This window comes from Streptomyces sp. NPDC021562 (assembly GCF_040640875.1).
In the GTDB taxonomy this organism is placed as follows: domain Bacteria; phylum Actinomycetota; class Actinomycetes; order Streptomycetales; family Streptomycetaceae; genus Streptomyces.
In genome coordinates, this window is record NZ_JBFACN010000005.1 from 397,858 (window position 1) to 422,672 (window position 24,815).

Annotated in this window: 26 protein-coding genes and 1 tRNA gene; 16 read left to right on the forward strand and 11 right to left on the reverse strand. The window is 71.4% G+C overall.

Annotated elements, in window-relative coordinates; genetic code table 11:
* Positions 1–25: 25 nt before the first annotated feature.
* A complete protein-coding gene (locus tag AB0G52_RS10780; RefSeq protein ID WP_361335731.1) occupies positions 26–721 on the reverse strand; it encodes a pentapeptide repeat-containing protein in 696 nt (231 codons plus the stop codon).
* 180 nt (positions 722–901) lie between these two features.
* Here AB0G52_RS10780 and AB0G52_RS10785 point away from each other — a divergent pair, with 180 nt between their 5' ends.
* The 6 genes from AB0G52_RS10785 to AB0G52_RS10810 all read left to right on the forward strand — a co-directional run bounded on the left by AB0G52_RS10785 (position 902) and on the right by AB0G52_RS10810 (position 6,739).
* Positions 902–2,407, forward strand: a complete 1,506-nt coding sequence (locus tag AB0G52_RS10785; protein ID WP_361335734.1) for an MFS transporter — start codon at positions 902–904, stop codon at positions 2,405–2,407.
* A gap of 61 nt (positions 2,408–2,468) precedes the next feature.
* Positions 2,469–3,125, forward strand: a complete 657-nt coding sequence (locus tag AB0G52_RS10790) for a rhomboid-like protein (protein WP_207921875.1) — start codon at positions 2,469–2,471, stop codon at positions 3,123–3,125.
* A gap of 9 nt (positions 3,126–3,134) precedes the next feature.
* Positions 3,135–4,553, forward strand: a complete 1,419-nt coding sequence (locus AB0G52_RS10795; RefSeq protein WP_132892026.1) for an FAD-dependent oxidoreductase — start codon at positions 3,135–3,137, stop codon at positions 4,551–4,553.
* 311 nt (positions 4,554–4,864) lie between these two features.
* The gene (locus tag AB0G52_RS10800) at positions 4,865–5,548 is read left to right on the forward strand and encodes a HemK2/MTQ2 family protein methyltransferase (protein WP_361335738.1); all 684 of its coding nucleotides are present in this window, start codon (positions 4,865–4,867) and stop codon (positions 5,546–5,548) included.
* A complete protein-coding gene (locus AB0G52_RS10805) occupies positions 5,532–5,744 on the forward strand; it encodes a CDGSH iron-sulfur domain-containing protein (RefSeq protein ID WP_358974444.1) in 213 nt (70 codons plus the stop codon). The genes AB0G52_RS10800 and AB0G52_RS10805 overlap by 17 nt, the downstream gene beginning before the upstream one ends.
* Positions 5,741–6,739, forward strand: a complete 999-nt coding sequence (locus tag AB0G52_RS10810; RefSeq protein ID WP_361335742.1) for an iron-containing redox enzyme family protein — start codon at positions 5,741–5,743, stop codon at positions 6,737–6,739. The genes AB0G52_RS10805 and AB0G52_RS10810 overlap by 4 nt, the downstream gene beginning before the upstream one ends.
* Positions 6,740–6,753: 14 nt before the next feature.
* On the opposite strand, the gene AB0G52_RS10815 is transcribed toward AB0G52_RS10810, so the two are convergent.
* Positions 6,754–6,827: transfer RNA gene (locus AB0G52_RS10815), tRNA-Thr, on the reverse strand.
* Positions 6,828–7,045: 218 nt separating this feature from the next.
* Here AB0G52_RS10815 and ugpC point away from each other — a divergent pair.
* From ugpC to AB0G52_RS10830, 3 genes are all read left to right on the forward strand, one after another.
* Positions 7,046–8,182: a sn-glycerol-3-phosphate ABC transporter ATP-binding protein UgpC gene (ugpC, locus tag AB0G52_RS10820; protein WP_361335745.1), complete on the forward strand. Its 1,137-nt coding sequence runs from the start codon at positions 7,046–7,048 to the stop codon at positions 8,180–8,182.
* Positions 8,183–8,423: 241 nt separating this feature from the next.
* Positions 8,424–8,885 (forward strand): hypothetical protein, encoded by a 462-nt coding sequence (locus AB0G52_RS10825; RefSeq protein WP_132892033.1) that lies wholly within the window; start codon positions 8,424–8,426, stop codon positions 8,883–8,885.
* 86 nt (positions 8,886–8,971) lie between these two features.
* Positions 8,972–9,703: a nucleotidyltransferase family protein gene (locus AB0G52_RS10830; protein WP_361335748.1), complete on the forward strand. Its 732-nt coding sequence runs from the start codon at positions 8,972–8,974 to the stop codon at positions 9,701–9,703.
* A gap of 148 nt (positions 9,704–9,851) precedes the next feature.
* On the opposite strand, the gene AB0G52_RS10835 is transcribed toward AB0G52_RS10830, so the two are convergent.
* The 6 genes from AB0G52_RS10835 to AB0G52_RS10860 form a co-directional block, all read right to left on the reverse strand.
* A complete protein-coding gene (locus AB0G52_RS10835; protein ID WP_361335751.1) occupies positions 9,852–11,537 on the reverse strand; it encodes a DoxX family protein in 1,686 nt (561 codons plus the stop codon).
* 150 nt (positions 11,538–11,687) lie between these two features.
* Positions 11,688–12,629, reverse strand: a complete 942-nt coding sequence (gene rlmB, locus AB0G52_RS10840) for a 23S rRNA (guanosine(2251)-2'-O)-methyltransferase RlmB (RefSeq protein ID WP_361335754.1) — start codon at positions 12,627–12,629, stop codon at positions 11,688–11,690.
* A gap of 106 nt (positions 12,630–12,735) precedes the next feature.
* Complete coding sequence (cysS, locus tag AB0G52_RS10845; RefSeq protein ID WP_132892036.1) at positions 12,736–14,133, reverse strand: cysteine--tRNA ligase; 1,398 nt, start codon at positions 14,131–14,133, stop codon at positions 12,736–12,738.
* Positions 14,134–14,250: 117 nt separating this feature from the next.
* Entirely contained in the window at positions 14,251–14,766 is a 516-nt protein-coding gene (ispF, locus tag AB0G52_RS10850) for a 2-C-methyl-D-erythritol 2,4-cyclodiphosphate synthase (RefSeq protein ID WP_132892037.1), read from the reverse strand.
* Positions 14,756–15,544 carry a 2-C-methyl-D-erythritol 4-phosphate cytidylyltransferase gene (gene ispD, locus AB0G52_RS10855; protein WP_132892038.1) on the reverse strand — a complete coding sequence of 263 codons (789 nt, stop codon included), beginning with the start codon at positions 15,542–15,544 and terminating at the stop codon, positions 14,756–14,758. The genes ispF and ispD overlap by 11 nt, the downstream gene beginning before the upstream one ends.
* A gap of 345 nt (positions 15,545–15,889) precedes the next feature.
* On the reverse strand, positions 15,890–16,372 hold the full coding sequence (locus AB0G52_RS10860; protein WP_003953493.1) for a CarD family transcriptional regulator: 483 nt from the start codon (positions 16,370–16,372) through the stop codon (positions 15,890–15,892).
* A 603-nt stretch (positions 16,373–16,975) separates the two neighbouring features.
* On the opposite strand from AB0G52_RS10860, the gene AB0G52_RS10865 reads away from it, so the two are divergent.
* Positions 16,976–17,656, forward strand: coding sequence for a DUF461 domain-containing protein (locus AB0G52_RS10865; RefSeq protein ID WP_132892039.1), 681 nt, complete (start codon positions 16,976–16,978; stop codon positions 17,654–17,656).
* 142 nt (positions 17,657–17,798) lie between these two features.
* Here AB0G52_RS10865 and AB0G52_RS10870 read toward each other — a convergent pair whose 3' ends face one another.
* Positions 17,799–18,479, reverse strand: coding sequence for a response regulator transcription factor (locus AB0G52_RS10870; protein ID WP_010358452.1), 681 nt, complete (start codon positions 18,477–18,479; stop codon positions 17,799–17,801).
* Complete coding sequence (locus AB0G52_RS10875) at positions 18,476–19,732, reverse strand: ATP-binding protein (RefSeq protein WP_361335759.1); 1,257 nt, start codon at positions 19,730–19,732, stop codon at positions 18,476–18,478. Before AB0G52_RS10875 ends, AB0G52_RS10870 begins: the two co-directional genes overlap by 4 nt.
* Positions 19,733–19,954: 222 nt before the next feature.
* Between AB0G52_RS10875 and phoU the strand changes: the two genes are divergently transcribed.
* From phoU to AB0G52_RS10890, 3 genes are all read left to right on the forward strand, one after another.
* A complete protein-coding gene (gene phoU, locus AB0G52_RS10880) occupies positions 19,955–20,644 on the forward strand; it encodes a phosphate signaling complex protein PhoU (protein WP_132892041.1) in 690 nt (229 codons plus the stop codon).
* 163 nt (positions 20,645–20,807) lie between these two features.
* The gene (locus AB0G52_RS10885) at positions 20,808–20,963 is read left to right on the forward strand and encodes a hypothetical protein (protein ID WP_361335762.1); all 156 of its coding nucleotides are present in this window, start codon (positions 20,808–20,810) and stop codon (positions 20,961–20,963) included.
* 119 nt (positions 20,964–21,082) lie between these two features.
* Positions 21,083–21,334 (forward strand): SCO4226 family nickel-binding protein, encoded by a 252-nt coding sequence (locus tag AB0G52_RS10890; RefSeq protein WP_132892042.1) that lies wholly within the window; start codon positions 21,083–21,085, stop codon positions 21,332–21,334.
* 19 nt (positions 21,335–21,353) lie between these two features.
* Here AB0G52_RS10890 and AB0G52_RS10895 read toward each other — a convergent pair whose 3' ends face one another.
* Positions 21,354–22,028, reverse strand: coding sequence for a hypothetical protein (locus AB0G52_RS10895; RefSeq protein ID WP_361335766.1), 675 nt, complete (start codon positions 22,026–22,028; stop codon positions 21,354–21,356).
* Between the two features lie 118 nt (positions 22,029–22,146).
* On the opposite strand from AB0G52_RS10895, the gene AB0G52_RS10900 reads away from it, so the two are divergent.
* From AB0G52_RS10900 to AB0G52_RS10910, 3 genes are all read left to right on the forward strand, one after another.
* Positions 22,147–23,403 carry a lanthionine synthetase LanC family protein gene (locus tag AB0G52_RS10900; RefSeq protein ID WP_361335769.1) on the forward strand — a complete coding sequence of 419 codons (1,257 nt, stop codon included), beginning with the start codon at positions 22,147–22,149 and terminating at the stop codon, positions 23,401–23,403.
* 42 nt (positions 23,404–23,445) lie between these two features.
* Positions 23,446–24,162, forward strand: a complete 717-nt coding sequence (locus AB0G52_RS10905) for a DUF4262 domain-containing protein (protein WP_361335772.1) — start codon at positions 23,446–23,448, stop codon at positions 24,160–24,162.
* A gap of 76 nt (positions 24,163–24,238) precedes the next feature.
* A complete protein-coding gene (locus tag AB0G52_RS10910) occupies positions 24,239–24,709 on the forward strand; it encodes a GNAT family N-acetyltransferase (RefSeq protein WP_132892046.1) in 471 nt (156 codons plus the stop codon).
* Positions 24,710–24,815: the final 106 nt, after the last annotated feature.

The window sequence follows — 24,815 nt, forward strand, 5'->3', positions numbered from 1 at the left end:
CGCCACCGGAGGCGGCCGGTGGCTCTCACCCCTCCACGCGGATCCCCAGCTGCACCGCCAGCACCGGTGCCAGGTCCAGCAGTTGAGACATGCTGATCACCGCCCCGGCCAGCCGCTCCACCCCGCTCGCGATCTCCAGCGACGCGGCACCGCGCAGATCGACGTCCTTCATCGTCACGCCCCGGAAGTCCGCCCCCTTCACGGCGCAGTCGACGAACTCCACCCGCTCCAGGACGGCGTCGCCGAAGTCCGGCTCCACCAGGACGCAGCTCTCGAAGACCACGTCCCTGAGCCTGGCCGTGCGCAGGTTCAGGTAGTCGATCTTGCCGCCGCGGACCACCACCCGCTCCAGCACCGAGCCGTGCAGCTGGGTGCCGCCGAGCCGGGCGTCGACCAGCTCCACGTCGCGCAGGGTCGCCTCGGCCAGGTTCGTGCCGACGCCTCGTATGCCGGTGAGGACCGAGTCCAGCACCCGGGCGTGGCGCAGCCCCGTCTCGTCGAAGGCGCAGTTCGTCACCGCGCAGTCCAGGAAGCGGGCGCCCGCGCCGTCCTGCCCGGCGAGGTCCGCGTCCCGGAACTCCACCCCGTCGTAGTCCCCGTCCGGTTCCAGCCCGCCGTCGGCCCACGGCTCCAGCGGGGGCAGCCGCACCTCCGGCCGCCGCGCACCCTTCGCCCTGCCACCACCGACCCCGCCGGACCCGCCGGCCCCAGTCCTCGCCATGCCCCCCATAGTGCAGCCCCCCACTGACAATGCCGTGTCACACCCCGGCCGCCCGATCCGTCGTACCGGTGAGGAAGCGGACTCTTCGGCCCGCACGGCCGGGAAGGTGGTCTCGGAGCCATGACCAGGAACAGCGCAGCACGGGATGCGGACCGTCCCGATCCGTGGTCTTCTGACCGGATGAGCGGCGTCCGGACGGCTGGGACGAACGCCGGTGCGGACGGAGCCGACCCGCGCCGCTGGTGGGGGCTGGTCGTCATCGCGCTGGCCCAGCTGATGGTCGTACTCGACGCGACGATCGTGAACATCGCCCTGCCGTCCGCGCAGCGTGCCCTCGGCATGTCCGACGGCAACCGGCAGTGGGTGATCACCGCCTACACGCTCGCCTTCGGCGGGCTGCTCCTGCTGGGCGGCCGGATCGCCGACCTGGTCGGCCGCAAACGCACCTTCGTCATCGGACTCGTCGGCTTCGCCGCCGCCTCCGCGTTCGGCGGCGCCGCCCAGACCCCGGGGATGCTGTTCGGCGCCCGCGCCCTCCAGGGCGCCTTCGCCGCCGTCCTCGCGCCCTCCGCGCTGTCCCTGCTCACCACCACGTTCACCGACCCGCGCGAGCGCGGCAAGGCCTTCGGCATCTACGGCGCCCTCGCGGGCAGCGGCTCCGCGATCGGGTTCATCGTCGGCGGCCTGCTCACCGAGTACCTGAACTGGCGCTGGTGCCTGTACGTCAACGTGCCCATCGCGATCCTCGCCGTCACCGGCGCGCTCACGCTGCTGCGGGACCGGCCCGGCCACACCGGCGCCCGCCTCGACGTGCCCGGGGCGCTGCTCGGCTGCGGCGGACTCGTCGCCATCGTCTACGGCTTCAGCGAGGCCCAGCCGCGCGGCTGGAGCGACCCGCTGGTGCTCGGCCTGTTCGCGGCCGGCGCCCTCCTGCTCACCGGGTTCGTGTGGTGGCAGACGCGCGCCCCGAGCCCCCTGCTGCCGCTGCACATCGTCAAGGACCGCAACCGGGCGGGCAGCTTCCTGACGATGGCGCTCGCCACCGTCGCCATGTTCGGGCTGTTCCTCTTCCTGACCTACTACCTCCAGGTCATCCTCGGCTACTCCCCGGTCCGGGCGGGCCTCGGCTTCCTCCCCCTGACCGTGGCGATCATCGTCGGCTCCACCCAGATATCCGCCCGCCTGCTGCACCGGGTGGCCCCGCGCCTGCTCATGGTCCCCGGCATGCTGCTCGCCGCCTGCGGCCTGCTGCTCCTGACCCGGATCACCGTCCACTCCTCCTACCCCACCGAGATCCTGCCCGCGCTGCTGCTGATGGGCCTCGGCATGGGCCTGACCTTCATGCCGGTGTTCGCCACCGCCACCTCCGGGGTCGCCCCGCAGGACTCCGGGGTCACCTCGGCCACCGTCAACACCTCACAGCAGGTCGGCGGCTCCATCGGCACCGCCCTGCTCAACACCGTCGCCACCACCAGCACCGCCACCTACCTCGCCGCCCACCTGCACGACCCCGCCCAGAAGGCGGCGGTCGTCCCGGCAGCCGTCGTCCACGGCTACACGGTGGCCATCTGGTGGGCGGTGGGCGTGATGCTGCTGGCCGGCCTGGTCGCGGGCCTGCTGGTGACGGCGCGACCCCCGAAACACGACGCACCGGCCGAGACACCGATGCCGGAGCCGGTCGGCTGACCGTCAACCGGCCGGAATGTCATTCACCCGTGCGACGTCACAGTCGTGCGTGAATCACCTCATGGGATTTCTCCGGGGCCTCGGCGGCAGGGCGTGGGCGTACGTCCGCAGCGCCCCCGGCACGTACATCTGGCTGACGATCCTGTTCGTGACGACCGTCGCGCTGCACTACATGTCACCGGCGTTCGAGCAGCAGTTCCTGCGACAGCGCTCCACCAACCTGCGGGAACTCTCCGACAACCCCGTGCGGGTGCTGATCGCCAGCGCGATGTGGATCGACGGCGGCGACTGGGTGCCGTACGCGCTGCTCTACACCGTCTTCCACGCGCCCGCCGAGCGGTGGCTGGGGACGGTGCGCTGGCTGCTGGTGTGCGTCCTCGCGCACGTGCTGGCGACGCTGATCAGCGAGGGCGCGCTGCTCAAGGGCATCCACGACGGCATCGTCCCGCACTCCGCCGTCAACACCCTCGACTTCGGAGTGAGTTACGCGCTCGCCGGGGTGATCGGGGTGCTCACCTACCGGATCACCCGGCCCTGGCGGTACGCGTACGCCGTGATCGTCCTGCTCGTGTACGGACTGCCCCTGACGGAGTCGCCCACCTTCACCGACCTCGGCCACTTCGTCGCCGCACTGATCGGCCTGGCCTGCTATCCGCTGGTCAGAGGCCGCGGAAAAGCATGGAATCCGAAGGAGACACTGGACGCCCTCAGAGGTTAGCGTCCGGACATGAACAGCTCGGCACGCAGTTCGGCAGGCAGCGTCGTCAACGGCGGCATCTCCTTCTGGTACGCGGACGACGGCCTCCCCAAGGGACGGGAGCCGCTCACCGGCGACGCCTCGGCGGACGTCGTGATCGTCGGCGGCGGCTACACCGGCCTGTGGACCGCGTACTACCTGAAGCAGGCCGCCCCCTTCCTCCGGGTCACCGTCCTGGAGCAGAAGTTCTGCGGCTACGGCGCCTCCGGCCGCAACGGCGGCTGGCTCTACAACGGCGTCGCCGGCCGCGACCGGTACGCCGCACGACACGGCCGGGAAGCCGCCGTACGCCTCCAGAAGGCCATGAACGAGACGGTCGCCGAGGTCGTCGCGGTCACCCGGGCCGAAGGCATCGACGCCGACCTGCACCAGGGCGGGGTCCTCGAAGTCGCCACCACCCCCGCCCAGCTGGCCCGCCTCAGGGCCTTCCACGAACACGAACTGTCCTACGGCGAGACCGACCGCGAGCTGTACGGCGCCCGGGCGACCCGCGAGCGGATCCAGGTGGCCGACGCCGTCGGCTCCACCTGGACCCCGCACGGCGCCCGGCTGCACCCGGTGAAACTCGTGAAAGGGCTGGCGGCGGCCGTGGAGGCACTCGGCGTGGTCATCCACGAGTCCACCCCGGTGACCGAGATCCGGCCGAAACACGCCGTCACCCCCTACGGCACGGTCCGCGCCCCCTACGTCCTGCGCTGCACCGAGGGCTTCACCGCGAACCTCAAGGGGCAGCGGCGCACCTGGCTGCCGATGAACTCCTCGATGATCGCCACCGCCCCGCTCACCGACGAGCAGTGGGAGACGGTGGGCTGGACCGGCCTGGAGACCCTCGGCGACATGGCCCACGCCTACATGTACGCCCAGCGCACCGCCGACGGACGGATCGCGCTCGGCGGGCGCGGGGTGCCGTACCGCTTCGGCTCCCGGACCGACAACGACGGCCGCACCCAGCAGACGACCATCGACGCCCTCCGTGACATCCTCGTCCGCTGCTTCCCCTCCCTCGCCGGTCTCGCGATCGAACATGCCTGGTCAGGGGTGCTCGGGGTGCCGCGCGACTGGTGCGCGACGGTCACCCTGGACCGCTCCACCGGCCTCGGCTGGGCGGGCGGCTACGTCGGCTCCGGCGTCGCCACCACCAACCTCGCCGCCCGCACCCTGCGCGACCTCGTCCAGCTCGACTCCGGGCAGGCCGGCCGCACCGACCTGACCGAGCTGCCCTGGGTGAACCACAAGGTCCGCAAGTGGGAGCCGGAACCCTTCCGCTGGCTCGGCGTCCACGGCATGTACGCCACCTACCGAGCCGCCGACCAGCGCGAACGCCTCCACCCCAGCACCACCTCATCCCCCCTGGCCCGCATCGCGGACCGCGTCGCCGGCCGCCACTGACCCACCGCTCCGCGCGGAGCCCGTTACGGCTGCTGCCCAGGGGTACCCGTGTGCCACGGCCGGCCGCGTCCGGCACCCGCACCCCACACAGCGCGGAGCAGATACGTGAAGACCCTCGTCACCAGCGCCACCCCCCGGACCTCCGGCGCGCCCCCGCGCCCGCGGGCGCTGCCTCCCACGGCCGGCGCACGGCCGCCCCGGCCCGCCGGAGGACCGCCCGCCCCGTACGCCACGACCCCGATCACCGCCCACGCCGGCACCCCGGCGCCGAGCGCGAAGCCGTGGGTGCCTCAGGCGACGGGGGCCCGAGGATGACGACCGAATCCCTCGCCCCCCAGTTCCGGTGCTGGGCCCCGCCCGGGGTCTACCGGCCCCAGACCGACACCGGGCTGCTCGGCCGGGCCCTGCGCAGGGAGCACGTCACCAGCCGTACCGAGGTCCTGGACCTGGGCACGGGCAGCGGCGCCCTCGCGGTGCAGGCCGCCCGGCTCGGCGCCCGGGTCACCGCCGTCGACATCTCCTGGCGGGCACTGGCCACCGCCTGGTGCAACGCCCTGCTCAACGGCCAGACCGTACGCGTACGCCACGGCGACCTGGCGTCCGCGGTGCCCGGCCGCCGCTTCGACCTCGTCGTCACCAACCCGCCCTACGTCCCCGCCCCACCCGGCGACGGCCCGCCCCGGGGCCCCGCACGCGCCTGGGACGCCGGCACCGACGGCCGCCTGCTGATCGACCGCATCTGCGCGGCGGCACCGACCGTGCTGCGCCCCACGGGACGGCTGCTCATGGTCCACTCACACCTCAGCGGCGTCGAGGAGAGCCTCGACCGGCTGCGCGCGGCCGGCCTGCGCGCGGAGATCGTCGACCGCACCCGGCTGCCCTTCGGCCGCGTACTGCACTCCCGCCTCGCCTGGCTGCACGAACGCGGACTGGTCGCCGACAGCACCGGCCGCCCGACGGAGGAACTGGTGGTCATCCGTGCCGAACACACCTGACCGACCGCGCCGCGTCCGCGTCCAGCGCGACGGCCCGCTCCTGGTGGAGGGGCCGGTCGAAGTGGTGGGCGAGGACGGCGAGGTGTGCGTGTCACGACGCTTCATGGTGGCCGTCTGCACCTGCCGCCGCACCCGCACCCCACCCTGGTGCGACACCAGCCACCGCCGCCGTACGAAACGGGACGAGACCTCATGACCGGCGCCCCCCTGCCCGCCCCCCGCGGCCCGCTCTCGGCCGCCCTCCTCGACACCCTGCGCGGCTCACCCGTCCCCGACCCGCCACCGCCGCTCCCCGCCGACCCCTACGGCGACGACCTGCAACTCTCCCTCTACGTCCTCTACGAACTGCACTACCTCGGCTTCGACGGCGTCCCCGACGACCGCGAATGGGACCCCCGGCTCCTCGCCCTGCGCGCCGAGTTGGAGGCCCGCTTCCTGCACGCGCTGCGCACCGACGTGCCCGTCGAGCTGACCGCGACCGCCACCCAGGCCCTGGACGAACTCCAGCTCGAACCGGTCGGCGAGGTCGACGGCAGCCTCTCCCACTTCCTGCGCGACCACGGCACCCTCGACCACTTCCGCCAGTACGCGGCCGTGCGCTCGCTCTACCACCTCAAGGAGGCCGACCCGCACGCCTGGGTGATCCCACGGCTGCGCGGACGCGCCAAGGCGGCCATGGTCGCGGTCGAGTTCGACGAGTTCGGCGGGGGCCGGGCCGACGAGATCCACGCCCAGCTGTTCGCCGACCTGATGGCGGACCTGGGCCTGGACACCTCCTACGGCCACTACCTGGACGCCGCCCCGGCCGAAGCACTGGCCACCGTCAACCAGATGTCCCTGTTCGGCCTGCACCGGGCCCTGCGCGGCGCGCTCGTCGGCCACTTCGCCACCGTCGAGGTGACCTCGTCCCCGGCCTCCCGCCGCCTCGCGGAGGCGCTGCGCCGCATGGGCGCCGGCCCGGCGGCCGTCCGCTTCTACACCGAGCACGTCGAGGCGGACGCGGTCCACGAACAGGTCGTACGCCACGAGGTGGTCGCGGGCCTCCTCGCGGACGAACCCCACCTGGAACCCGACGTGGTCTTCGGCATCCGCACCACCGACCACCTGGAGACCCGCCTGGCGGCCCACCTCCTGAACACCTGGCAGAACGACCACGCCGAACAAGAGAAAGACCGGGTCACCACAACGTGACCCGGCCCCTGCGGAGCCCCCTGTCGGATTCGAACCGACGACCTACGCATTACAAGTGCGTTGCTCTGGCCAGCTGAGCTAAGGAGGCGTGCACGCGCGCGTGGCGGTGAGTGCCAGTGCAGTGTACCCAGGTCGCGGACGGCCCCTGTCGAAAATTTCCGCGAAGTTCACAGGGCTCCAGGTACTGACATACAGGGTGAACGCCGGGTACCGTCTCGATCCAGTTCACTCTCGTGGACTACACCACCACCTTCCTACAACGGATCGTCCGGCACGTTCCTGCCGGTAGAAGGGGGCCTCTGAGCCATGGCCACTGTCACGTTCGACAAGGCGACCCGGATCTACCCCGGTTCCACCAAGCCCGCCGTCGACGGCCTCGACATCGCGATCGAGGACGGCGAGTTCCTCGTCCTGGTCGGCCCGTCGGGTTGCGGCAAGTCCACCTCGCTCCGGATGCTCGCGGGGCTCGAGGACGTCAACGGCGGCGCCATCCGCATCGGTGACCGCGACGTCACGCACCTGCCGCCGAAGGACCGGGACATCGCCATGGTGTTCCAGAACTACGCCCTCTACCCGCACATGACCGTCGCCGACAACATGGGCTTCGCGCTCAAGATCGCCGGCGTCAACAAGGCGGAGATCCGGCAGAAGGTCGAGGAGGCCGCGAAGATCCTCGACCTGACCGAGTACCTGGACCGGAAGCCGAAGGCCCTGTCCGGTGGTCAGCGTCAGCGTGTCGCGATGGGCCGTGCCATCGTGCGTGAGCCGCAGGTCTTCCTCATGGACGAGCCGCTGTCCAACCTGGACGCCAAGCTCCGTGTGTCGACCCGTACGCAGATCGCGTCGCTGCAGCGCCGCCTCGGCATCACCACCGTCTACGTCACCCACGACCAGGTCGAGGCCATGACGATGGGCGACCGGGTCGCGGTCCTCAAGGACGGTCTGCTCCAGCAGGTCGACTCGCCCAGGAACATGTACGACCGGCCCGCCAACCTCTTCGTCGCCGGCTTCATCGGCTCCCCCGCCATGAACCTGGTCGAGGTCCCGATCACCGACGGCGGCGTGAAGTTCGGCAACAGCGTGGTGCCGGTCAACCGCGAGGCCCTCAAGGCCGCCTCCGACAAGGGCGACCGCACGGTCACCGTCGGCGTCCGCCCCGAGCACTTCGACGTCGTCGAGCACAACGGTGAGGCCGCCTCCGCGCTGTCGAAGGACGCCGAGGACGCCCCGGCCGGTCTCGCGGTCTCCGTGAACGTCGTGGAGGAGCTCGGCGCCGACGGCTACGTCTACGGCAGCGCCAAGGTCGGCGACGAGCTCAAGGACCTGGTCGTCCGCGTCAGCGGCCGCGCGGTCCCGGAGAAGGGCGCCACGCTGCACGTCGTGCCGCGTCCGGGCGAGACCCACGTGTTCTCGACCTCCACGGGTGAGCGTCTCTCCGACTGAGGTCTCCGCGACTGAGTGCTCGTCACCGTGACAAACCTCTGACCAGGGTGAATCAACCCAGGTTGACGTCGAGGGCCCCGCAGCCTGCTGCGGGGCCCTTTCCGTTGCCCGATTTACCCCGGCAAGCGGGTGGTTTTCGAGCAGCGTGCGTCAACCCCTTACCCGGAAAAAAGCACTTCCTCATCCCCCGAACCGGTGACTAAATGTCGCCAAATCATTACCGCACGCTACCCTCACACGCGTGAAGCACTCCACCACCCCTCAGACGCGACGTGGCCATCGGGGCGGCCCTGCCCGCCGGATCGGCCGCACACTCGCCCTTGTCCTGCCCGTCGTCCTGGTGCTCTCCGGGACCCTCGCCGTCACCCGCGTCAACTGGACGGGAAGCCCGCGGAGCTCGGTGCTCACCGCGACCGACGTGACCGACGCGAACCTCTCCCGCAAGGCCACCGTCCAGGCCCCGCAGGACGTGCTGCGCGACCAGCTGATGACCGAGCTCCAGGACAAGAACCCCGGCCAGGTCCTGACCCACCTCCAGCAGGCGGTCAACGGTCATCCGTCGCTGGCCGAGCACTGCACGTCCATCGCCCGTGCGCTGGGCCGGGCCGCCGTGCGCATCTACGGCGCCTCGCGCGCCCAGTCGTACGCGCGCCCGGTCTGTGACACGTCGTTCGCGTCCGGAGTCCTGGCCGCGCACAGCTGACGCCGGCGGGTAAGGGAGGTAACGGCTCCTTAAGGGCCCCCGGGCGGCGGTCGGCCGCCCCCGGGGCGCGTCGTACAGTTCGGGGCATGACCCATCCGAACGCCGCGTTGCGCCCCACTCAAGCCGTGGTCCTGGCCGGTGGCCAGGGCTCACGGCTTCGTCCGTACACCGATGACCGGCCCAAGCCGATGGTCGAGATCCCCGGTACGGGCACGCCGATCATCGGCCACCAGTTGAACTGGCTCGCCGAGGAGGGCGTCACCGACGTGGTGGTCTCCTGCGGCCACCTCGCCGAGGTGCTGCAGAAGTGGCTGGCGACGGCCGACCTGCCGCTCTCCGTCACCACGGTGGTGGAGAACGAGCCGCTGGGCCGCGGTGGCGGCCTCAAGTACGCCGCCGCCCACCTTCCCCACCCCGAGCGGCCCTGGTACGCCACGAACGGCGACATCTGGACGCGGTTCTCGCTGCGCGACATGGCCGACTTCCACACGGAGCGGGACGCGGTGGCGACGCTGGCACTCGCCCGGCCGCGGATCCCGTGGGGTGCGGTGAAGACGGACGGCTTCGGGCACATCACCGACTTCATCGAGGCGCCGCCGTCGACGTTCGAGATCAACGCGGGTGTGTACGTGTTCTCGCCCGCGTTCGCCGGGATGCTGCCGGAGCGGGGGGATCATGAGCGGACCACGTTCCCGCATCTGGCGCGGAGCCGGCAGCTGGCCGGGTTCCCGATTCCGCAGGGGGCGTACTGGCGGGCGATCGACACGGCGAAGGATCTGACGGAGGCGGCGAAGGAGTTGGCCGCGCTGGGGCGGTAGCCGGGAAGGGGGCCTGCGGCCGGTTGTCGGCTGCGGGTGCCTGGGGGTTGCTCGCGAGTTCCTCGCGCCTCTGAAGGACGTTTGCAGCGAGTGCGTATGGAGGAGCCCCGTACCTCTCTTGGTACGGGGCTCCTCGTTCGTGGTCCTGTCAGCCCAGCAGGCCGCCCACCAGGCCCGGTTGGCCTGTGGAGGTGCCGCCGCCGGTGGTGGTGCCGGTGGTGGTGCCGCCGCCTCCGGAGGAGGACGCGCCGCCGGTGGCGGTGCCGCCCGAGGTCGGGCCCGCGGTGGTCGGGGCCGGAGCTGTGTGGCGGGGCGGGAGCTGGCCCGTGGTGCCCTGGGTCTGGCTGGGGGTCGTGGTGGTGGTCCCGGTGCTGTGGGTCGTGCCCGGGGTGGATGCCGACTGGGACGGACCCGCCGTGGCGCCGCCGGAGGGAGCGGTGGCGGCCGAGGGGGTCTTCTTGGGGTGGCGCTTGGCCGGCTGGCCGGGGAGCGGGGAGCCGGGGAGGTTGTTGCGGGGGGCCTCGCCGGGACCGGGGACGACCACGCGGCTGGAGTCGCGGACCGCGCCGCCGAGCAGGGAGCCGACGAGGAGGGTGAGGCCGATGGTGACGGCGGTGATCAGGGCGCCCCGGCGGAGCACGAAGGCACGCAGGTCCCAGATGTCGGAGTGGGGGCCGAGGCGGCGCCAGGCGCTGCCCGCGAGACGGCCGTCCACCGAGTAGACGGGGGCGCCGGCGATGATCAGCGGCGACCAGGCGGCGAGGTAGATGATGTCGGGGGCGTCGTACGCGGGGACCGTCTTCCAGCTGACGGTGACGATGAGCGCGGCGGAGAGCAGGGCGCCGACGACCGCGGCGACCCGCTGCCAGCAGCCGAGGACGGTGAGCACGCCGACGATCACCTGGAGGAAGGCGATGACGAGGCCGGAGCCGACCGGGTGCTGGAGGGCGAACTGGCGCAGTGGTTCGGCGACTTCCCACGGGTGCAGGGAGTCGAGCCACTTGACCATGGAGCCGCGCTTGCCGCCGTCGAAGTAGACGGGGTCGCACAGCTTGCCCATGCCGGCGTAGACGGAGATGAAGCCGAGGAAGATCCGGAGCGGGAGCAGGACGACGCCGAGGTTCATCCGGCGGCCGGGGTAGTAGGCGTGCCGGGCGGGGTCGCCTTCGCCGGTTCGCCTGGCCGGCGCCGGTTCGCCGAAGTCCTCGAACCGGTCGTCGTCGTAGCCGTGGTCGCCGTAGCCCTGGTCGCCGTAGCCCGGCCCGTGGTAGCCCGGTTCGTCGTAGGCGCTGCCCACCGGCGGCATGTCGGGGAGCAGTCGGTTCTCGCCGGAGGCCGGGGAGCGGGGGTGGCCGACCAGCGGCGTCTCGACGGTCTGGTCGAGTGCGCCGTAGCCGTCGTCGACGCGCGGGATGACCTGGGTGGCGCCGGCCGGTTCGAGGGGTTCCTCGGCGTGCCGGACGCTGCCGCCCCGGACGGCCTGGAGCAGCCGGTGGGCGCCGGTGTCGTCGGGCGCGGACTTGCCGCTCCAGACGACCGGGCGGCGCCGGCCGGGTGCCGCCCCCGCTCTGCCCGCCGGGCCGGCGACCGGGATGCGCGCGGTGTCCTGGGTGGCGCTCAGGTGCCGTGCGACCCGGGGGGATTGGGTACGCCGTGTCGATGCGCCCAACTGCACGCGGAAACTCGCGTGGTTGACGATGACCTGCGCCGGATCGCTCGGCACCTTCACCATGCTCAGCGCGGGAGCGTCGTCGGGCCCGGAGGCGAATCCGGAGCGGAATCCCGGCGAGCGGTCCCCCGTGGGAGTGCGGGGTGTTCTGGTGTCCACACTCATCTAACCGAGTGACGTGGAGTTAGGACACTGCTTTGACCGGCCGGATGTGTCCGGACCCCGTCAAGGATGTCCCGGACGCCGGAATTACCCCGCACGGGCGAGGTTACGGACGTTTGTTCAATCCCGGCGCCGGGTCGCCTCGTACGGTGGTCAGCCGCGCTTCCGCGCCGCCTCGTACAGCACGATTCCCGCCGCCACACCGGCGTTCAGCGACTCCGCGCCGCCCGGCATCGGGATCCGAACCCGGAAGTCGCATGTCTCGCCGACCAGCCGCGACAGACCCTTGCCCTCGCTGCCCACGACGATGACGACCGGGCCGGACAGGGCCTCCAGGTCGCCGACCTCGTGCTCGCCGTCGGCGGCGAGGCCGACGACCACGATCCCGGCCTTCTTGTACGACTCCAGCGCCCGGGTCAGGTTGGTGGCGCGGGCGACGGGTGTACGGGCCGCCGTGCCGGCCGACGTCTTCCAGGCGCCCGCCGTCATACCGGCCGCGCGGCGCTCGGGCACGACCACGCCGTGGCCGCCGAACGCGGAGACGGACCGGACGACCGCGCCGAGGTTGCGCGGGTCGGTGACCCCGTCGAGGGCGACGATCAGCGGGTCCTCGCCCTCGTCGGCGGCCGCGTCGGCGAGGTCCTCGGGGTGCGCGTACTCGTACGGCGGGACCTGGAGGACCAGGCCCTGGTGGTTGAGGCCGTTCGTCATGCGGTCCAGCTCGGGGCGCGGGGCCTCCATGAGGTTGATGCCACCGCGCTCGGCGGCGAGCTGGAGGGCCTCGCGGACCCGCTCGTCGTTGTCGATGAACTGCTGGAAGTAGAGGGTGGACGCCGGGACGCCCTCGCGCAGCGCCTCGACGACCGGGTTGCGGCCGACGACCATCTCGGACGTGCCCTTGCCGCCCCGGCCGCGCGCGACCGGACGGCGCTGGGCCTGCTTGGCCTTGGCGGTGGCGATGCGGTTCTTCTTGTGACCCTTGCGCATCTCGGCGGGCGGGGTCGGGCCCTTGCCCTCCAGGCCCCGGCGCCGCTGGCCGCCACTGCCGACCTGCGCGCCCTTCTTGCCGGACATGCGGCGGTTGTTGGCTGCCATGAGTTACCCGTCTCCGTGAGCTTCGTTTCGTACGTGCGTCTTATGCAGTGTGCCGCCCGGGGGGCCGGGCGGCACAGTTGATCTTCAGATCGGGGCGGCTGGGGCCCTAGGACCTGAGGGTCCAGCGCGGGCCCGAGGGACTGTCCTCGATCGCGAGCCCGGACTGGTTCAGCTGGTCGCGGATGGCGTCGGCGGTCGCCCAGTCCTTGCGGCCGCGGGCGGACTCGCGCTGGTCGAGGACGAGTCGTACCAGGGTGTCGACGACCCCGTGCAGGTCCTCGCCCTTCTCGGTCCCGCCGGCCCAGTGCGCGGCCAGCGGGTCGAGGCCGAGCACGCCGAGCATGGCGCGGACCTCGGCGAGGCGGGCGACGGCCGCTTCCTTGTCGTCGGCGGCCAGCGCGCTGTTGCCCTGGCGGACGGTGGTGTGCACGACGGCGAGCGCCTGCGGGACGCCCAGGTCGTCGTCCATCGCCTCGGCGAACGCCGGCGGGACCTCCGCCGAGGGCTCGACGGCTCCCCCGGCCAGTTCCACCACGCGCTGCGCGAAGCCCTCGATCCGCGCGAACGCCGACTCGGCCTCGCGCAGCGACTCCTCGCTGTACTCGATCATCGAGCGGTAGTGCGGGGTGCCCAGGTAGTAGCGGAGCACGATGGGGCGCCAGTGCTTGACCATCTCCGAGACGAGCACCGAGTTGCCGAGGGACTTCGACATCTTCTCGCCGCTCATGGTGACCCAGGCGTTGTGCACCCAGTACTGGGCGAAGTCGTCGCCGAACGCCTTGGCCTGGGCGATCTCGTTCTCGTGGTGCGGGAAGATCAGGTCGAGGCCGCCGCCGTGGATGTCGAAGGCCTCGCCGAGGTACTTGTGGGCCATCGCCGAGCACTCCAGGTGCCAGCCGGGACGGCCGCGGCCCCAGGGCGTCTCCCAGCTGGGCTCGCCCGGTTTCACGGCCTTCCAGAGCGCGAAGTCCCGCTGGTCCCGCTTCCCCGTCTCGCCCTCGCCGCTGGGCTGGCGCAGGCTGTCCAGCTCCTGGTTGGAGAGCTGGAGGTAGTCCGGGTAGGAGCGGACGTCGAAGTAGACGTTGCCGTCGGCCTCGTAGGCGTGTCCGCGCTCGATCAGCCCGCGCATCATCTCGATCATCTCCGGTACGTGCCCGGTCGCGCGGGGCTCGTACGTCGGCGGGAGGCAGCCGAGCGCGGTGTAACCGTCGTTGAACGCGCGCTCGTTCTCGTAGCCGATCGCCCACCAGGGGCGGCCCTGGTCGGCGGACTTGGTGATGATCTTGTCGTCGATGTCCGTGACGTTGCGGATGAACGTCACGTCGTAACCGCGGTATTCGAACCAGCGGCGCATGATGTCGAAGTTCAGGCCCGAGCGGATATGGCCGATGTGCGGCGCCGCCTGCACGGTGGCACCACAGAGGTAGATCGAGACACAGCCCGGGACGAGCGGGGAGAAGTCACGGATCTGCCGGGCGTTGGTGTCGTACAGGCGAATGGTCACGGGTCCAAGGGTAGTGGGCGGAGGGTGGTGCGCGGCACCGGTATGGGAAGCGCCGTGGCCGGGTGCGGGTGCACTGCGGCTCGGCGCGCGATTCCCCGCGCCCCTAAAGGAATCCGGTCACGCCGTTTTCACGACCAACGCCGTCGCCACCGCCATGAGACCTTCGCCCCTGCCCGGGAAACCGAGGCCGTCCGTAGTGGCCCCGGACACCGACACGGGAGCCCCGGCCGCGGCCGAAAGGATCTTCTCGGCCTCGTCCCGGCGCTTTCCGATCTTCGGGCGGGGGCCGACGACCTGCACGGCGACGTTCCCGATCACGAATCCGGCGGCGCGGACGATCCGGGCCGCCTCCGTCAGCAGGGTCACCCCGGACGCGCCCGACCACTGCGGGCGCCCCGTGCCGAAGTGCTGCCCCAGGTCCCCGAGCCCCGCCGCCGAGAAGAGCGCGTTGCACGCGGCGTGCGCGACGACGTCCGCGTCGGAGTGTCCGGCGAGTCCCGGGCCCTCGCCCTCCCACTTCAGGCCGGCGCACCACAGTTCGCGGCCCTCCTCGAAGGCGTGGATGTCGGTGCCGATGCCCACCCGGGGGAGGAGCACCTCGGAAACCGGCTCAGAGCCCGGCTCAGAACCCATCGTTCAGCCTCCTGCGGGCCAGGACCGCTTCGGCCAGCACCAGGTCGAGGGGGCGGGTGACCTTGAAGGCCTCCTCGTGGCCGGGGACGACCACGACCTGCTCGCCGAGCCGCTCCACCATGCTCGCGTCGTCGGTGACGTCATCGGTGACCGTCTCGTGGGCGCGGACCAGCGTCGCGCGGTCGAAGCCCTGGGGCGTCTGGACCGCGCGCAGGCGGTCCCGGCGCGGGGTGGCGAGCACGGGCTCGGGGTCGCCGGGTACGGCCGCCGGCTCGACCTCCTTGACCGTGTCGGCCAGCGGAAGGGCGGGGACCACGGCCCGGGCGCCGTCGCGGACCGCCTGGACGACCGCGTCGACCGTGTCGACGGGGACGAGGGGGCGGGCCGCATCGTGGACGAGGACGATGTCGTACTCGGGGGGCAGCGCGTCGAGGCCGAGTCGCACCGACTCCTGGCGGGACTCGCCGCCGGGGACCACGAGGAAGTCGGTGCGGTCGGGAAGCGCGTGCGCGTCCAGCAGGGACTTGACCTCGGCGGCGCCGTCGGGCGGGGCCACGACCACGACCAGGGAGACGGCGCGGGAGGCGGCCAGCGCGCGCACGGCGTGCACGAGCATGGGGGTGCCGTTCAGCGCGCGGAGCGCCTTCGGAGCGCCCGGACCGAGCCGTACGCCGCGGCCGGCGGCGGGGATCACGGCTGCCGTGCGCAGCGCGGTGCGCGGTTCCGCGGGCCGTTCCGTCGGCGGTTCCGTACGCGAAGGACGCGAATCGTCAGACATCGGTTCCTGTCAGGTTTGTGTGCGGGCCTGGCGTGGGTATGGCCTGGGAAGTGCCGGGCGCGACGCCTTGACCGGACCCTTCCGTGACACTGGTCGAGCCAGCAGCCCGGGCCCGGCACGCCTAGTATCGGGGGTCCCCGCCGGGGTGGGTCTCAGGGCGGGTTTCCGAGTGAGCGTTCCGTACGGTGGGTGCTCGTTGCCGCTGAGGTTTCCGTGTGACGGGTGCCGGGCACAGGGATGCCGGGCACAGAGATGCCGCAGCGCCCGGCGACGTGGCTTGTCATCGGGCACCGCGGCATTTCAGTGTGCGGAGTTCAGCGTTTCAGCGTGTCGAGCCGGACCGCGTCAGGACGCGAGCACCTCGTCGAGCAGGGCCTCGGCCTTGTCCTCGTTCGTGTTCTCCGCGAGGGCGAGCTCGCTCACCAGGATCTGGCGCGCCTTGGCGAGCATGCGCTTCTCACCTGCGGAGAGTCCGCGCTCGCGCTCACGACGCCACAGGTCACGCACGACTTCCGCGACCTTGATGACATCGCCGGAGGCGAGCTTCTCCAGGTTTGCCTTGTATCGACGGGACCAGTTCGTGGGCTCCTCGGCGTACGGCGCGCGCAGCACCTCGAAGACCCGGTCCAGCCCGTCCTGACCGACCACATCACGCACGCCGACGAACTCCGCATTGTCCGCTGGCACACGTACCGTCAGGTCACCCTGGGCGACCTTCAGCACCAAGTAGGTCTTGTCCACGCCTTTGATCTGGCGAGTTTCGATGGCCTCGATCAGCGCGGCCCCGTGATGGGGATAGACCACGGTGTCGCCAACCTTGAACGTCATGTGACAGGTACCCCTTCCGTGGCTATCCAGGGTAACACGGAAACCGGCGGTTCTGAATGGCGTTTTCGCAGGTCAGGGCATATCTCAGGGCTTGACAACAGCGACAGGAACGTGCTGCGCGGGCCGTCCGGAAGCAGGTATTCGCAGGTGGGAGCGGCTCTTCGGGCGAGGAGAAACGCGCACGTTACACACATCCGGACAGCTCCCCAAGTGGCTTAACGTCCACAAATGTCCGCTTCCAAGCGTACGACTTACGCTACTCCGTTCGGTCACCCGAGCCGGATCGGAGGGGTTTCCGGAATTGATCACCGACGTCCGACCGAACGGTACGTGATCGATTTCCCCGGTGGTCATGCATTCCTTCACGTAAATTTTGCGCCGCGTGTTGCGGACGAGTTATGTGAATGCCTGACGAGCGCCGCCGCAAAGTGGCCGGGGAGCCACGTGCGGCGCCCCGGGTACCCCCTGGTGGAGGGAAGGACGGGGCTTGGGGAGGGTCGGGTGCGGCCGCGCGGGAACGGCTCGGTAACCTAAGGCCGCTGACAGACACTTAGGGTGGCTTTATAAGGGAGTCGCCCGCGCGTTCAAGGAGATGCCGCCGCCGTGAGCAGCAGCCTTCGACGCGGCGCCCTCGCCGCCTCCGCCATCGCCTTCTCCGTCGCCTCGCTCGCCGCGTGCGGTGCCGGCAACGACTCCCAGACCCTGGAGATCAAGCCGGACAACGCCGCGACCAGCGTCGGCGACATCAAGGTCCAGAACGCGACCGTGATCACCCAGCCCGACCTCACGTCGACCGGGCCCGCCGTGGTCTCCGCGACCATCTTCAACACGGGCACCCAGCCGGAGACGCTCCAGTCGATCGTCGTCGCCGGCACCGGCAAGACCGCCGAGCTGCACGCCACCAAGTCGCAGCCGCTGACCATCCCGGGCGGCGGCCGGCTGATCCTGGGCGGCAAGGACAACGCCTCCGCGGTGCTGCCCAGCAGCCGTGAGGCGATCAAGGACGGCAACGCCCAGAAGATCACGTTCACGTTCAGCAAGACCGGTGACGTGAGCCTGCGGGCGTTCGTGGTCCCCGCGGAGAGCTACTTCACCGGCTGGGGCCCGAGCTCGGTCCCGTCGCCCTCCGCCTCGGCCTCGACTTCGGCCTCCGCGTCCGCATCCGGCTCCCCGGCCGCGGGCAGCAAGCCGAGCGAGAGCGCCAAGCCGGGCAAGGGCAAGCCGTCGGAGAGCGCCTCGGCCAACCCGAGCGACTCGGCGTCGGCGTCGGCGAACGCGGGCTGACCCGTCGCGGGCCGGTCACGCCGCCGTAGGCGGTTCGCGCCGTCGCACGCGGTTGCGCGGTCGCACGAGCGGTCGTACGAGAACGTCTGAAGGGCGGCCCCCAGTGGGGGCCGCCCTTCAGACGTAGGACCAGGTCGGCGGTTTACGGCTCGAACTTGTACCCGAGCCCCCGGACCGTCACCAGGTACCGCGGCGCGCCCGGGTCCGGCTCGATCTTCGCGCGCAGGCGCTTGACGTGGACGTCGAGGGTCTTGGTGTCGCCCACGTAGTCGGCGCCCCACACCCGGTCGATGAGCTGCATGCGGGTCAGGACGCGGCCCGCGTTGCGCAGCAGCATCTCCAGCAGGTCGAACTCCTTGAGGGGGAGGTCCACCTTGGAGCCGGAGACGGTGACCACGTGGCGGTCGACGTCCATGCGCACCGGCCCGGCCTCCAGCGCGGCCGGCGTGACCTCCTCCGGCTCGCCCCGGCGGCGCAGCACCGCGCGGATGCGGGCGACCAGCTCACGGGAGGAGAAGGGCTTGGTGACGTAGTCGTCGGCTCCTATTTCGAGGCCGACCACCTTGTCGATCTCGCTGTCCTTGGCCGTCACCATGATGACGGGGACGTTGGAGCGGCCGCGCAGCTGGCGGCAGACCTCGGTACCGGGCAGCCCCGGCAGCATCAGGTCGAGGAGGACGAGGTCGGCGCCGTTGCGCTCGAACTCGTCGAGTCCGTCGGGCCCGGTGGCCGCCACGGCGACCTCGAAGCCCTCCTTGCGGAGCATGTACGACAGGGCGTCGGAGAAGGACTCCTCGTCCTCGACGACGAGCACACGGGTCACGGAAGGACCTCCGGGGCGGGAAGCGGTTCGTACGGGGATGACTCGGTGGTGCCGGCCTCGTCGTCGAGGTCGGGGTCGGGGTACTGCGACGCGCGGTCGCGTACCGCGCCCGCCTCCGGCAGCCGGAGGGTGAACGTGGAGCCCTGGTTCTCGGCGCTCCACACCGTGACCTCCCCGCCGTGCGAGGCGGCCACGTGCTTGACGATGGCGAGGCCGAGGCCGGTGCCACCGGTGGCCCGGGAACGGGCCGGGTCGACGCGGTAGAAGCGCTCGAAGATGCGCTCCTTGTCCTTGTCGGAGATGCCGATGCCCTGGTCGGTCACGGCGAGCTCGATCATGTCGCCGCCGGGCGCGCTGACCCGGCGGGCGGCTATCCCGACCCGGGTGCGGGCCGGGGAGTAGTTGACGGCGTTCTCGACCAGGTTGCCGAGCGCGGCGGCGAGCTGACCGCGGTTGCCCCAGACGTGCAGGTCGGCGGTGCCGCCGGCGGCCATGGTGATCTGCTTGGTGCCGGCCTGGTGGCGGCACCGGTCGATCGCCTCGGCGACGAGTTCGTCCACGCGGACGGGCTCGGCGTCCTCCAGCGGATCGTCGTTCTGCACTCTCGACAGGTCGATGAGCTCCTGGACCAGGTTGGTCAGGCGCGTGGCCTCGATCTGCATGCGACCGGCGAAGCGCTGCACGGCCTCCGGATCGTCCGAGGCGTCCATGACGGCCTCGGAGAGCAGGGAGAGCGCGCCGACCGGGGTCTTGAGCTCATGGCTCACGTTCGCCACGAAATCACGTCGTACCGCCTCGATGCGGCGGGCCTCGGTGAGGTCCTCGACGAGCAGCAGCACGAGCCGGGAGCCGAGCGGCGCCACCCGGGCGGAGACCGCGAGGGCCTCGCCGCGGCCGGTGCCGCGTCGGGGCAGGTCCAGCTCCACCTGTCGTATCTCGCCGTCCCGGCGGGTGTCCCTGGCCATCCCGAGCATCGGCTCGACGGCGAGTTTGCCACCGCGCACGAGTCCGAGGGCGTACGCCGCCGAGCTCGCCTTGACGACGGTGTCGGCCTCGTCCAGGACGACCGCCGAGGAGCGCAGCACGCTCAGTACGGTGTCCACGCCCGGGGGCAGCACGGGGTCGGTGTGCAGAGAAGTCCTGGTCGGTCGCTTCTGGTCGCGTTCGCTCCAGCGGAACGCCAGCATGGCGATGACACCGGTGAGCACCCCGGCGATCGCTGCCGCTGCGGCGACCGCCGCGTTCACGTCCATGCAAACAGGTTAAGCAGGGGGTACGACATCCCCACAGCCATGGAAGTGCGACCTCGAACACTCGTCGCCCAGAGTTCACCTTGGAGCCAGTATTGGTTCATTTGGGGTGGCAGAAACGGTCGCGTTGGGACCGGAACGTGGGAGCGTGGGGTTCGCAGCTGGTTTCGGCCACGGGCCCCGGCCCCCGGAACCCCTGGAACACACGCACGAGAGGGAACCCTGATGCGGGACGCGTACCACGAGGAACTCGACTCGATCGGCGACAGCCTGGTCGACATGGCCAGGCTGGTCGGCTCGGCCATCGGGCGCGCCACGACGGCGATCCTCGACGGCGACCTGAAGCTGGCCGAGAGCGTCATCGAGGCCGACCAGAAGGTGGACGAGCTCCACCACGACCTGGAGGCGCGCGCGATAGCCCTGCTCGCCCGCCAGCAGCCGGTGGCGACCGACCTGCGGATCGTCGTCACCTCGCTGCGGATGTCCGCCGACCTGGAGCGCTCAGGCGACCTCGCCCAGCACGTGGCGAAGCTGGCCCGGCTGCGCTTCCCGGAGCGCGCGGTCCCGCGGGACCTGGAAGCCACCATCCTGGAGATGGGCCAGCTCGCGCAGCGCCTGATGGCCAAGGCCGCCGAGGTCATCGTCACCAAGGACGTCGACCTGGCGCTCCAGCTGGAGCAGGACGACGACGAGATGGACCTGCTGCACCGCACGCTCTTCTCGCACCTGCTGGACGACCGCTGGAAGCACGGCATCGAGACGGCCGTCGACGTGACGCTGCTCGGCCGCTACTACGAGCGGTACGCCGACCACGCGGTCGCCGTCGCCAAGCGCGTCGTCTTCCTGGTCACCGGCGAGCACGCGGACGATCTGCAGCCCGACATCCAGCCGGTGACGGGCACCGAGGGGGCGTGACCGCCTCGGCGGGCGGGGCTCGCGCGGTGCGGGGCGGGCGTGCGAGCGCCACCGTGCGCCGTTGATGCGCCCAGCGGAACGGGCATGGAATGGGCAAGGGCACCACGCCCTGCCTCTGGGGAATCCAGGGGCCAGGGAATCTAGGGACCTCTAGGAGGGATCCATGGCCGAATCCCCCAGCACCACGCCCGACCCCACGCAGGAACGCGCCACCGACCAGCCCGCCGAGATGAAGAACCTCCTGGTCATCGGCGCCTGCGGGTGCGGCTCGGGCTGCGGCTGCGGCTGCCAGTCGGGCGGCCCGTGCCAGTGCGGCTGAGCGGACGACCGGACACGTCGAAGGGCCCCGGACTTGAGGTCCGGGGCCCTTCGCGTGCCGGGCACGCGCGTCGGGCGCAGCATGGAACTGCCCCGTAAAAGGTGAAGGAGGTGGCAGCCATGCCGCAGTTCATGGACGTCCACCACGGGATGCAGGGCATCACCGCCGACCAGCTCAAGGAGGCCCACGAGGCCGACCTGGCCGCCGAGAAGGACGAGGGCGTGCACTTCGAACGGGCCTGGGCCGACCCCGAGTCCGGCAACGTCTACTGCCTCTCCGACGCACCCTCGGCCGAGGCGGTCAGGCGCGTCCACGAACGCACCGGTCACCCGGCCGACGAGATCCACGAGGTGCCGCTGTCGATCTGGTGAGCACGGGCGTTCGGTGCAGTTACTCGTACCAGGGCCTGGGCAACGGCCCGCGCTTCCCGCCCGCCGGAACCCCCGCCATGTCACCGGCCTTCCCGAGGTCGCCCCGGATGTGCAGGTAGAGGGAAGGGGTCGGCAGTCCGACGGTCTGGACCCAGTCCCGGCCGCGTACGTGCCCCGCCGCGATCAGCTCCTCGGCCTGACCGGGCGGCGCCACGGTGCGCGCGTAGCTCTGGCAGATGGTCTCGCCGCTGTCGGCGAAGGCGTAGCGGGCGGCGTAGGCGTAGCCCTCGTGGAGCCACACGTACAGCACGATCGGCTTGTCCAGGACGGTACGGAACCAGTCCGCCGCGAGCCGGGCGAGCCGGTCCGTCGGCCCGGTGGCGTCGAGCGCCCATGCGCTGGGGGCGTCCGGGAGCTGAAACAGCTGGTTGTGCAGCCGGTCCCCCTGGACACGGTCGCCTACCAGGTGCACGCCCAGGTCGACGAGGTGCAGCCGCGGCTCCGCCCGGTCGGACAGAGCGACCGACGCCAGCAGCGCTCCCCAGCCGTCGGGCCGGCCCACCTCCCCGAACACGTCGGCCGGCGCCCAGCCCCGGCAGTACCCGTTCAGCCCCGAGACGAACTCCCGCTCGGCGTCGGTGAGCTCGAACTCGTCGTCCGGGTCGTCGATCTCGAACCAGTCCCGCGTTGTCATGGACCGGACTCTACGAGGGTGGACGGCCCGCACTCGACTGCTTTTGGCCGGCCCCGTGACCGCCCCGCACCGTCGGCCCGCCCGCCCAACTCCCGTTCGGGGATGCGAAAGTGGCCCCATGACGACGCCGGAGACGTGGCAGGCCGAGGAGACAGAGGCACTCGCGGTGGACGGTCTGCGCTGGCTGACCGGGGTGGCGCGGGAGACGTCCGGAGCAGGTCTCGCCTGGCCGACCAAACCATCGGACGACGAGCTCGACCCGACGCTCTACGGCGGTACGGCCGGGGTCGTCCCCGTACTGCTCGAAGCATGGCGGCACTTCGGCGACGACACCTACGCCGACACCGCGCTGCGCGCCGCCCGGGGCCTCGCGGAGTCGGTCGACGGCATCGACGGCGACTCCCTCTACGTCGGCCGCACCGGAATCGCCCTGGCCCTGCGCGCCGTGCACGAACAGCTGGGCGACACGGCCGCCGGTGCCGCCGCCGACCGTGCGCTGGGCCTCGTACGGGCACACTTCGACGGCACCCGGTGGGGCGAGCCGTTCGACCTGATAGGCGGCAACGCGGGGATCGGCCTCGGGGCGTTCCTGGCCGGCGACGCCGAGCTGGCCGTCCTCGCCCTGGAGCCGTATCTCCGGACGGCGGAACGGACTGTGGCGGGCGTCCACTGGGCGTACCGGCCGGGAGTCGACGCCCGTCTGCACCACGTGTCGCACGGCACGCTGGGCATCGTCCTGGCGCTGGCCAGGGTCGGCGCGGGCACCGGCCGTACGGATCTGGTCGAACTGGCGCTGGCCGGCGCCGCCGACGTCGTCGCCCGCGACGAGGCCGGGCCCGAGGGCTTCCTCGTACCGCACTCGACCCCCCAGTACCGCCCGGGCGCCACCGCGTCCACGAGCTACGGCTGGTGCCATGGCCCGGCCGGGGACGCCCACGTCTTCCGGCTCCTGCGGGACGTCACGGGCGACCCCGCCTGGGCCGCCCTCTCCGACCGCTGCTGGCACAGCATCACCCACTCCGGCCTGCCCCGGCGTCTGCACCCCGGCTTCTGGGACAACAACGGCCGCTGCTGCGGCACCGCGGGGGTGCTCGCGCTGGCCGGCGACCGGATCGCCGAACTCCGGGACCCGTACGACTTCGCCGACACCCTGGTCTCCGACCTGGCCGCCCGCGCGATCCGGGACACCACGGGCGCCCGCTGGTCCAACCACGAACACCGGGCCACCCCACCCGACCTGGAACCACGCACCGGCTGGGCCATGGGCAACGCGGGCATCGTCCGTGAACTCCTCCGCCACGCCCGGCTGCGCCGAGGCGGCGCCCCCGCCTACGCGTTCCCATGGCCGGACCAGCCTCCGGTCCACAGCGTGTGAGGCCCGCGAGGGCGGGGGGCTTCCCCAGGGCTGCCACGCCGTATGCCGGGTATCCGTGTCTGCGCGTCGGCCTTCGTGTACACGTCCTACGACGCGGCGACGACCGTCTGGGCGTTCGTGCTGTCGCTTCTGGTCGTGCTCGTCGCGGGTTGGTACATCCGGCGCCGCAGACAGGTGACCACGCGGACCGGGTGCGGGCAGGCCTACTCTCCTCCGATGGACATCTCTCCTTGCTTCTGCCTTCTCTGCGCCCCGACCGAATGGGGCGGCCCGGTGTGGGAGGAGCGTGACAACCGCATCGCCAGGAGCGTCACGGACTTCGGCTGGCACGTCATGGGCGTGGCCGGCGGTGGTGCCCCCGGCGACTGGGGCTACTCGATCGGTCTGTGGCACACACTGCGCAGTCCCGAGGTGAGCGTGTTCGGCCTTCCGTCGCAGACCGCGATGCATGTGGCCAACGCCGCTGGGGCGGCGATACGCGACGGCAGCCCACTTGAGCCGGACCAGCGCCGGAGCGACGTGCTCAACGGCTACGACGTGGCGGTGCGGCCCGTGCATCCCAGCTGGTACCACGACTTCTTCGGCGCGGGCATCGACTTCTACCAGACACCGCCACTGCCCATCACGCAGTTGTTCTGGCCGGACAAGGCCGGGCGGTTCCCCTGGGACGAGGGAGCGGACGAGCGCTGCCGTGCGCTGCAACCACTGCTCTGGATACCGAAGGACGAGACCACCGGCCCCTGGGCCGAAATCGCGTGAAAGGCCGTCCCCTCGACGGCGAGTTGGGCCTACGCTCAACGAGTCATCTGGTTCTCGGGGGAGTGAGGCCGAGCGTATGCGCGTGACCCTGCGCGAGTGTGAGGACAGCGACCTGCCGGTCTTCTGGGACCAGTTGACGGATCCCGAGTTGCAGCAGATGGCAGCCGTGACCAGGAAGTACCACTACGACCGCGGCCACTTCGACCGACACTGGACGAAGGTGCGCTCGGACCCGTCCGTGATCCTGCGAACCGTTCTCGCCGACGGCGCGGTGGCAGGCCACGCCGCGGTCTTCGGCCCGCCGTCGGAGCGGGAGGTCACGTACGTCATCGGGCGAGCGCACTGGGGTCGGGGCATCGCTTCTGCGGCCCTGGCCGAACTGATCAAGCTGGAGCCCGCGCGGCCGCTGCACGCCGACGCCGCCGCCGACAACGCCGGATCCATCCGCGTGCTCGAGAAGTGCGGCTTCATCGTCACGGGAAAGAGCCGGTGCTTCGCCCAGGCTCGCGACCAGGACATCGACCTGGTGCACTTGACGCTGAGCTGACCGTGGATCTACTAGGGCGTGTTGCGAAAGTCCCGTCGTCCGCCCGGAGGGCGGGCCGCGCGGCGTCAGGTGCGTGCTCTGGGGGTCCCCCCGGCCGAAGGCTGGG